Annotated in this window: 5 protein-coding genes and 2 pseudogenes; 2 read left to right on the forward strand and 5 right to left on the reverse strand. The window is 50.8% G+C overall.

Translation table 11 applies throughout. The features are described 5' to 3' along the window. Together Q1A48_RS19840 and Q1A48_RS19845 are read left to right on the forward strand one after the other, a co-directional pair. A pseudogene (locus tag Q1A48_RS19840) lies at positions 1–210 on the forward strand (hypothetical protein); the annotation flags it as partial. Further along, positions 206–618: pseudogene (locus Q1A48_RS19845) on the forward strand (IS3 family transposase); the annotation flags it as partial. The pseudogenes Q1A48_RS19840 and Q1A48_RS19845, both read left to right, overlap by 5 nt. Before the next feature lie 136 nt (positions 619–754). Here Q1A48_RS19845 and Q1A48_RS19850 read toward each other — a convergent pair. The 5 genes from Q1A48_RS19850 to Q1A48_RS19870 form a co-directional block, all read right to left on the reverse strand. Continuing rightward, entirely contained in the window at positions 755–1588 is an 834-nt protein-coding gene (locus tag Q1A48_RS19850; RefSeq protein ID WP_299948392.1) for an amidohydrolase family protein, read from the reverse strand. A gap of 176 nt (positions 1589–1764) precedes the next feature. Further along, complete coding sequence (locus Q1A48_RS19855) at positions 1765–2679, reverse strand: MBL fold metallo-hydrolase (RefSeq protein ID WP_299948393.1); 915 nt, start codon at positions 2677–2679, stop codon at positions 1765–1767. A 22-nt stretch (positions 2680–2701) separates the two neighbouring features. Then, on the reverse strand, positions 2702–3613 hold the full coding sequence (locus Q1A48_RS19860) for a glycerophosphodiester phosphodiesterase (protein WP_299948395.1): 912 nt from the start codon (positions 3611–3613) through the stop codon (positions 2702–2704). An 86-nt stretch (positions 3614–3699) separates the two neighbouring features. Beyond that, the gene (locus tag Q1A48_RS19865; RefSeq protein WP_299948397.1) at positions 3700–5076 is read right to left on the reverse strand and encodes a hypothetical protein; all 1377 of its coding nucleotides are present in this window, start codon (positions 5074–5076) and stop codon (positions 3700–3702) included. Positions 5077–5711: 635 nt separating this feature from the next. Beyond that, positions 5712–8564: a TonB-dependent receptor gene (locus Q1A48_RS19870; protein ID WP_299948399.1), complete on the reverse strand. Its 2853-nt coding sequence runs from the start codon at positions 8562–8564 to the stop codon at positions 5712–5714. Positions 8565–9209 lie beyond the last annotated feature (645 nt).

Genomic DNA, 9209 nt, shown 5'->3' on the forward strand with positions numbered 1-9209 from the left:
TTCACTTCCCGGATCGCCTGGAGAAATATATCAGCCTATGAGGCTACTTGGCTGACACAGAGTTTTGAACACCCTCTCGCAGAGGCAAGCCGGGACATCAGTCACTATCTGATGACCTACTACAACTGGGAGCGTCCCCATCAGCACAACGATGGTATACCACCTGCAAAGGCGGAAGAAAATCTTAACTTACTGTCCGGAAAAAGTTGACCACTACACTCTCGCCGAGTTGTCGGTTGGAGTTTGGGCGCGAAGAGAACAACAGAAGTCACTAGAAGAACACTGGCGAACGCTATAAGGAAACGAAACCCGCAGCCGGGATTGATGTTGCATACGGATAGAGGTGTTGAGTACAGAGGGTCTGAGTATCAAAAAGACCTGAAACGGTATGGAATCCAGCATAGTTTGAGCCGGCCAGGTAAGTGTACGGACAATGCTCATATGGAGTCATTTTTTCATACCCTGAAGGCTGAATTGATTCGAGGAACAAACTTTCAAAAATCGAGCGATTTGAAGCATGCTTTAGCTCGATATATTAATGATTTTTACAACCGTAAGCGGCTGCATTCCGCGCTGGGTTATCAATCACCCATGGAATATGAGCGAATAGCAGTATGAAAAGTGGAGTGTCCGTTTTATCGGGGCAAGATCATGCCGCCAAGTACAGCACTGCCAGTTAAAGTGAGCAGCCAACAATCCCCGGAAGTACGCCCACCATGTAAACCTTCACAAGCAGAAATACGATTATAAAGGCCTAACATTCAAGCTTAAACACTCGAATTGCGTTTTCAGCTAAAAACAACTGTTCTGTTTTTTTATCCAGTTCCAGAGCGTCTAAATCCTGCAGCGCTTTTTCGGCACTGATCATTGGGTAGTTGGTGCCAAAAAGCACTTTGTGATCTCCATGGCTCTTCATATAACGCACCAATTCAGGAGGGTAGCGCTTGGCAGTATAAGCGGACGTATCAATGTAGACTTTTGCATGCTTGGTAGCAACGGCAATAGCTTCTTCCGTCCATGGATAACCGATATGACCAGCCACAATCGTAAGCTCCGGGAAATCCAGTGCAACCTGATCAAGATAAATCGGCCTGCCCACTTCCGAAGGCATTAGCGGCCCCGTGTGGCCAATCTGGGTACAAAAGGGAATACCCAGTTCGCAACAAGCAGTGTAAACCGGGTAAAACCAACGATCCGTCGGCGGTTTGGACCAAAGCCAGGGTAATACACGAATGCCCTTAAACCCCAATACCTTCACACAACGATGAATTTCCCTGACTGCTTTCATGGGATGGCTGATATCAACTGACCCTATGCCAACGAAGCGATCTGGTGCACTATTAACAACCGAAGCTACCTCATCATTGGATATCATGGATTTCCCCGGTGCTTCCCATGCACAAATCAGGCTTTTGCGAATACCGGCGGCATCCATTTGCCCAATTGTCAGTTCGACAGGCAACTCTTCAGTCAGATTCCCCACTTTTGTCCAACGTTTTAGGGAATCAAAAACCGGGTCATTGATATGCCGAAGTGTGGGATGCTGCGCCCAGGCATCAATGATTACTGGCAGCTCCTGTGGGTGCATACTCATATAACCCCGTTGAATCCTTTATGGTGGTCCACTGACAGTTACAAGCAGAGTCAGGCTAAAATATGGCTGTTGTTTTATCTTTGCCATACTATCGGAAACGGCCTTATCCCCCGAGGGACCCGGTCGCCCCATCGGTGCAATCATAAACTGCCTTCCCCGCCTGCCTTGGGCTAGGATTTCTCGTTCTTTGCCTGCTTCAGGAAATCATAAACGATGCCAGTCCAGGTATCCGGGGTCATAAAACCCTGGCCATACTGGGCATCGAATTCCAAGGTGGGCTGGGCGGCAATCACCTGTTCGCGGGTTTTGCCATTATCGATCAGTTCCTGTATGCGGCCTCTCAGCTTCACCAGTATATCCCGCTGCCGCTTCAGCTCTACAGGATCGCTCAGGGGGCCATGACCAGGAATAATTTTTGTTTGTTCATCCACCATGGCCAGGGCCATATCCATCGCTTTTATCATGCCATCTACCGACCCACCGGAAGAGATGTCAATAAAGGGATAAGTACCGTTAAAGTAGATATCCCCCATATGGAGGACATTGGCCTCAGTGAAATGCACAATGGAATCCCCATCGGTGTGGGCAGGCCCTACATGCTGGACCCGCACCTTGTCGCCATTCCAGTGAAATGTGGTCGCATCGGTAAAGGTAATCACCGGGAGCGCTACCGCGGGTGAGGGTGCCACCTTACTTTTAAAGGCTTCGATAAATTGCTCGGTACTCAAACGCTTGCGCACATTTTCATGAGCAACAATTAAAGCGTCACTTTTCCCCAGATTTTCGTTACCTCCGGTATGATCACCGTGCCAGTGGGTATTGATTACAAAACGCAGAGGTTGATCTGCCAAGCCCGCCACCAATTTCTGTATTTTGGCGGTCAAAGGTGCATACTGATCATCGACCATAAAGGTACCGTCTCTCCCCGCCAACACGGCGATATTACCACCAGCGCCCGTGAGCATATGGACATTACCGGCCACCGGTATACTGCTGATTTCCACCTTGGCAAAGCGGTCTTCTGCAAAAATTGGTGCGCAGAGCAGTGAGACTGCCAGCACCGCAAAACTTGCTATCTGTTTCATAGGAAGCTCTCTGTTTTCATTATCAACGGGTCTGGCTTGATAGTTTTGATGCTATCATTCTGCCCCGACCAGACAATATAACCATCAACAAGTCCGGTCGGTCGGTTACAATACCATCCACACCCAAACTGATATAGTGCTGTAAATCCGCTCGCCCGTTCACTGTCCACACCGAGAGATGCAGGCCCAGTCTACGGGCCGCGCGCAGGGTGCCCGTGGTTATCACATCAATACCGAAGTGGCTCATAGGCAGTTGCACTGTCTGGTAGCGGGGCGAGAGCAGATTTTCTGCGCGGAACAGTTGGGCCATATACAGCAGTATTGCTTCATAAGTCGCCGCACCAGTGGCTGTATTCGGACTCAAACGCCTGAACGCCCGGATCACCCCCTGATGGAATGAACTCACTATTACCTGGTTGTGCTTGCAGGTGCGTTGCAGCATTTGGCTCAACACTTGTGCAGCGCGGACTTGGGCACTCTTTATTTCCAGGATCAGCAAGGTATCCCCCACCGCCTGCAACGCCTCCTCAATGGTGACAATACCCAGGGGATCGTCCCGGAATGGATAGGTCTCTCCATCGCGGGTCCAGTGATAGGCGATGTTCAACTCGCGCAACTGTGCCAGAGTCAAGTCCCCAATGAGACCTCGGCCGTTTGAAAAATCTTCCAGGTCCGGGTCGTGCATCAGCACCAAGTCCCCATCAGCAGTCAGCCACAGATCCACTTCAATTCCGTCAACTCCCAGTTCCACCATTTTGTGCAAATACAACAGCGTATTGCCGGGATAGAGCCCGTTACCACAATCATTACCATGGGCAATCACCATAGGTCTCTTCACCTCAGGAAGGGACAGGGCGGACCTCAGTGCCGGTCCGGAACGCGCATAGAGCAGCAACGCAATCAATATGAGGAAAAAAACAAACCACAGGAACATGAATCACCGTAATTTTGTACCAACAGATTCAATTATTCACGATGCGGCGTGGCGGGGGAGATGCGTTTCAAATATACTGGCGCCTCTCATAACACAACCTGTACCTCTTTTACCACAGGTTGTGCCTTATCGACTGACTTCTTAAAGGCGCTGCCTTTGGGTTCCTCACTTCGACCCGCCACAATTTTACCGCCAAGAGCGACGGCCGCCCGCTTTTGTCGGCGCCAGCGTTGATAAAAACCCTGCAGCCACAGAAGCGGGAAAATGACCAGATCGTAGGCCCGATTGCACAAAATACCACAATGCAGTGAGACTTTAGCAAGCAGGCGTATGCATTGCGACAGCACCCGCAACAGCAATACCAAAAACATCCCGAAGACCGAACGCCCTGACACAATACACTGCTCCAGAGGGATTGCCATGAAGACCAGAATCAGCGGCAGGAGAAAGCCGAGACCCATCTGCGCCAGGGTGATTGCCCAGGATGGGCCCACTTCTGCAAGGGCTGGTACTCCCGGCCCTACAATCCCAGTCATCAGCTGGTCCCGCTGCACCAACAGCTCCCTGGAAAACGCCAGGCTCGCCTCTACCCCTGCAAATAGGAACAGCAAAAGCAGAGCGGCCCACAGCAGACGTTTGCGTGTTCTGTCTGCCAGGGAGCCAAGAGAGGGAAACAGCCGCGTCACCTGCAGGCACTCCATCACCACAAGGCCAAGGCTGACTTGTATGAAAATCACTACAAAGGTGAAAATTTCCGCAGTGGCATACTCGCCGAGAACGGCAGTCCCTCCAAGTACCTCGGTGAGAGGACGGGCGATCAGTTGAAAATTTACCAGTATACCGCCTACAGCCACAGCAAGGGCCAGGGCGGCAATCAGAAAACGGGTAAAAGACGAGGCCGAAAGCACACGCAGGCTGCGGTCACTCTTATGTAGAATTTCCTCGTAGCTCACCATATGACCATCGAGCGCCTTGGCTCGCAGAATCACCGATTCCACATTCCTGTTGATACATTCGAGCGCTGCCAGCATTGCCCGCCATTTGGGCAACATCCGCCTCAACAGTTGGTGGCGCACACGGGTGGACTCCCGGTAGGACTCGAGCGCCCTCGATTCCGTCCTGCGCATAGAGTGATGAATCGTCTCCAGCACATCCGCCACCACAGCGTCGTCCTGTGCGGGGATTTCCGCCACCGAGCGCATAGCCCGCGCCCAGTTAGAGGGTTGCGGAGGCACTTCCACACTGCTTGCATAGTCCTCATCGACGGCGTTTATTTGTTCCACAAGCCGGCGATGTAGGGTTGGATACTGTGCCAATTCACGCTGTATGGTACTCGTGATCCGCTCGAATTCCCTTTCTATCCGGCGTTCTGCGGCCTCCCTTCCCGCCATGAGGAGTATCTCCCGGTTGCGCCGAGCCAGGCGCTGCTCTGCCACGCCCAGTACATTTTCTACAAATCTCAAAATGCGATAGCAAAAGCGCACCAACGCGTAGATAGCCCTGTGTACAGGGCTCCGGGCAAGGAACAACGTGAAAAAACCAAACAGGCACCAAAGCCAAAGCGGTAGACCAGCTGGTAATTGGGTCACAATATAAACCCCGTCTATGTGACAAACTGATGTGCCATCCTAACAGTTGGCGGCAATAGAATCGCCCACAATTTCACGGTTTGCAGTCGTGCATGCTATCGGCTGTTAAATCGAAAGTCTCTTGGGCTGTAGAGCTAATCGCCCCGTACTACAATATATCTGTATCGGAACCCTAACGCCGAGACCACATTTTATCTGTAAGAGGAAAAGTGGCGTGAGGAGCGGTTAAGGAATAGTGTTGTCTGGCTCAGAGACTGGGAAAGCGCAGCTTAATATAAGGCAAGATTGGCGAAATTGTCGGCGTTTACGCATTCACAGTTGATCGCGGGCGCACATTGACTTCGAAAGAACTAATGGTAAACCTGGATGGCGGTCGCTCGCAATTAGGACTAAATACACTGTTGGCATAACAGAAGAAAATGCTAAATCGCTCGCTTTTCAGACGCCTTAGATACCAGAAAAAAGCGGAGCCCAAGAGGGCTCCGCAAAAGCTAAAAATTGTACTTGCTCTAGAAGGTGACAGTGAAGCCTGTAAATACTCGGCGGCCAATTACGTCATACATGCCTGGCTCGGTATTCGCGTTGAATGCGCTGTGAAAGCGCGGCGCGTCCTCGTCGGTAACGTTATTAACCCCAAGGGAGACACTGATATTCTGCCAAGTGTAGCTGCCGATCAGGTCATGGTAAATCACATCTTCAGCTACAGCGTCGTCAGTGATGGAGGCAGGGCGTAAGGCATCGACAGTTTCGTCTATGTAACGCATATCCCAATCCAGCGTCCAGTTGTCACCGAAAAGGCCCACGTTGGTACTCCAGCGCCACTCTGGGAATACCTCAAAGCCATTGGCAGTTCCAACCAGCTCACGACTGCCCGCCAGCGGAAACTGGCGTTCATAGCTTTCTACCAGGGTAGCAACCCAGCTCAAATTGTAGCCCTGGATCAGCCCAAAGCTTAGCTCGCCTTGATATTGAGCGGCAAAGTCAAAGCCACTGGTGCTTAAAGTTCCTAAGTTACCGAAAGCACCTCTAGCATCGTTCGGCAGTGGTGCAAATCCCTTCGACGGGTCCTCAGAATCTACTGGCACTTCCAGATACGGACTTCCACCAATGAATACTGAACACGCTTCTGAACTCAAGTCTACAGAATTCATACAAGCGAAATGCAGGTCATTGATGTCTTCAGAATCAATCAGGTTATCGACTTCAATACTCCAGTAGTCCACACTAAAGGAAAGACCTTCGGCAAAGTCTGGTGTGTAAACAAAACCAATATTGAAAGACTCAGATTCCTCTGGCTTCAAGGGCACTTCTGGGGCGGAGGTAGTGTATGTAGACTGCCAGGCGAAGCCCAGTTCGCCCGAGTCGGAGGTGTTGATTCCCAGGGCCTGACAGTTATCGTAAGCAATCTGGCTGATGTCGCCTGAATCCAGGCGGCGATCCGCAAATTCACAAATTGGCTCGACAACCGGAAAGCCAGTTTCATCGCCCTGATTCAGCTCGGAGATATTGGGCGCGCGAAAACCGGTGGAAAAACCAGCGCGAACACGAAGGTCTTCGATCGGCTGATAGTCCAGTCCCAGCTTGTAGGTAGTGGCGCTGCCGGCGGAAGTATTGTAATCAGAATAACGGGTAGAGGCGTCGAAAGTCAGGTTGTCCAATACCGGCAAGAGCACCTCGGCGTAGACTTCTCTCACGGAGAAACTACCCTTTTGTGGGTCACTTGCACCACCCGTGGTAAGCCCCCCTGCAAGGAACTCGTCCGGGACGAACTCACCCTGTTCGTGGCGGCTCTCTACTCCGAATGCCCATCCGGCGGTGCCGCCAGCCATGTCAAACATGTCACCACTGAAAGTCAAAGCCGCCGATTCCATGCGGCCTTTGTAAAGATCCTTCAACGAGCCTGCGGTCAGGAAGCTCATCTGCTCTTGTGTAATGGAGTTGAAATCCCCAAAGGGATTCAGAACACCCACCTCAGCGCAGGCCGGATTCGCCTCACAGGCATCAGGATCAACAGCAATGGCCCAGCGATCAAAGCGGCCATAGTTGGTGGTTTCGTCCGCTGTCTGGGTTTCAGCAAAGGTGTAGCTGAAATCCCAGTTGACGCTATCGAAAAGTTCACCTTTAAAACCGGCTACCATACGGTAGGTGTCCGCAGTTTGAGTGAAAAGCCGTCCCCCGGACTCCTCAAAACGGCGATTAATGCGCACGCCAGAATCAGAGATTCCCAGGTCATTTTTCGGATTCACACCAAAAGGGTTGTAGGGATTGCTGGCAGGAACCCAATCGTTACATTGAACTCCATTGTTGGGCGTTTCGATGCCGCCTTCACCTGTTTCAGGATCGAAACAGGTGACTGCAAAAGAGGCATCCGGGGCGAGACGCTGGTGTGAAGTGCGGCGAGTATACAACCCTTCAAAGTAACCTTCGACACCTTCAGAGATTTCTACAGAACCGATAGCACCGAACTGCCAGCGCTCGTTCGGGGTGATCAGGGCATTGACTGGCGCGTAGTTGTAGGTATCTGTTGCAGAGTTAAAAGGGCGTGCCTTATCAAGGCCTGAATCGAAAATAAAATTACCTACGGAAGTACGGATACGACGACTGTTAGAGGAACCGGACCCAATGGCCTTAAAGGTACCATCTTCCTGCAGTTGCGGAAAAAGGGCTTCGGCAGCCCAGGGGCGTTCGGCCTGCTTCATCTCTTCCTGTACCGAATAGCCGAGAGACATCAGCATGTTGCCGCGATCTCCATTGATACCCGCCAGCATAGAGAAGCCGCTGTTTTCAGCCTGGCCGTCTTCGGTGCCCTGACCAAAATTACCTTTGATCTCAAAGCCTTCAAAATCGTCCTTCAGCACAAAGTTCACAACACCCGCCAGCGCGTCGGAACCGTAAATAGTAGAAGCCCCATCTTTCAGCACTTCCACACGCTCAATCATGGCTTCAGGCACTGAATTGATATCCACAGCACCATCACCATTAACATCACCGATCTGACGCCGGCCATTGATCAGCACTAAGGTACGATTGAAACCCAAACCGCGCATATCAATCTTTTTCTGGCCCTGATCGCTGCCATTGTTAGTGGAAGTCCCCATCTGGTAACCGGTGAAGGCCGGATCTTCTTTCAGGAATTCGTCAATACTGGCGAGACCAGCTTTATCCAGCTCTTCAGTGTTATAGGTAGAGACAGGGCTGGAAGAACTAAAGTCGTCCCGGCTGATTCGGGAGCCTGTAACTACAATTTCTTCGACCAACTCAGCATCTTCTTGAGCGAATACGGATGCTGCCGGAACTATAACCGCAGACACAGTAAAGCCCAAAACCCCCTTTACAGCTACAGATAGAATATTCTTTTTCATTATTTTACCTCTCTTAGTCGTTAGACTTAAAGTGTTTAAGGTTTTTGAAAGGAAGCGGTGTATTTGGATGATTGTTGTTACTACACAATCAGTCAACCAAGGCCTACACCACTGTGAATAAGAGTAACGCTGTTGAGATTGTAGGTCGAGAGAATCAATCTAATCCATTTAGTTAATTCATAGCGCGATGTAAACAGAGTTGGCTGCACCATGGGTTCCAATCAGTATTGTCGCCTCAATGATGACCGCGCAGCAGTGGCGCGCATTAGACATCAACCTGAGATATCTTACCCGCCAGCAATAGACATCCTGGCAAGCAATAAACTATGCAACTGAGGTAATCCATTGAAAGATGAAAAAAAGTATCATCCCGGTGACTATCGGACGAAATTGTTGGCACTATCGTACATAGTAGGCGCCAGTGCCATTGTACAACAGCTTCGACTGCATGCCTCCCAGAGCTATATACAGTTGATTGAGCAAGGCAAAATTACAGTAAAATCAAGGTGAAACTGATTCGAAACTGGTGCTTAGAGCGTTCGACTAAAGTGACAGCTGGTGAAGCAGACACCCTGTCGACGTACTTCAAGTATCCGGAATACGTGCGTACGCCGATTTACACCACCAACGCCGTTGAGGCTGTAC

Origin of the sequence: uncultured Microbulbifer sp. (assembly GCF_947489355.1) — a bacterium.
Taxonomy (GTDB): Bacteria; Pseudomonadota; Gammaproteobacteria; order Pseudomonadales; family Cellvibrionaceae; genus Microbulbifer.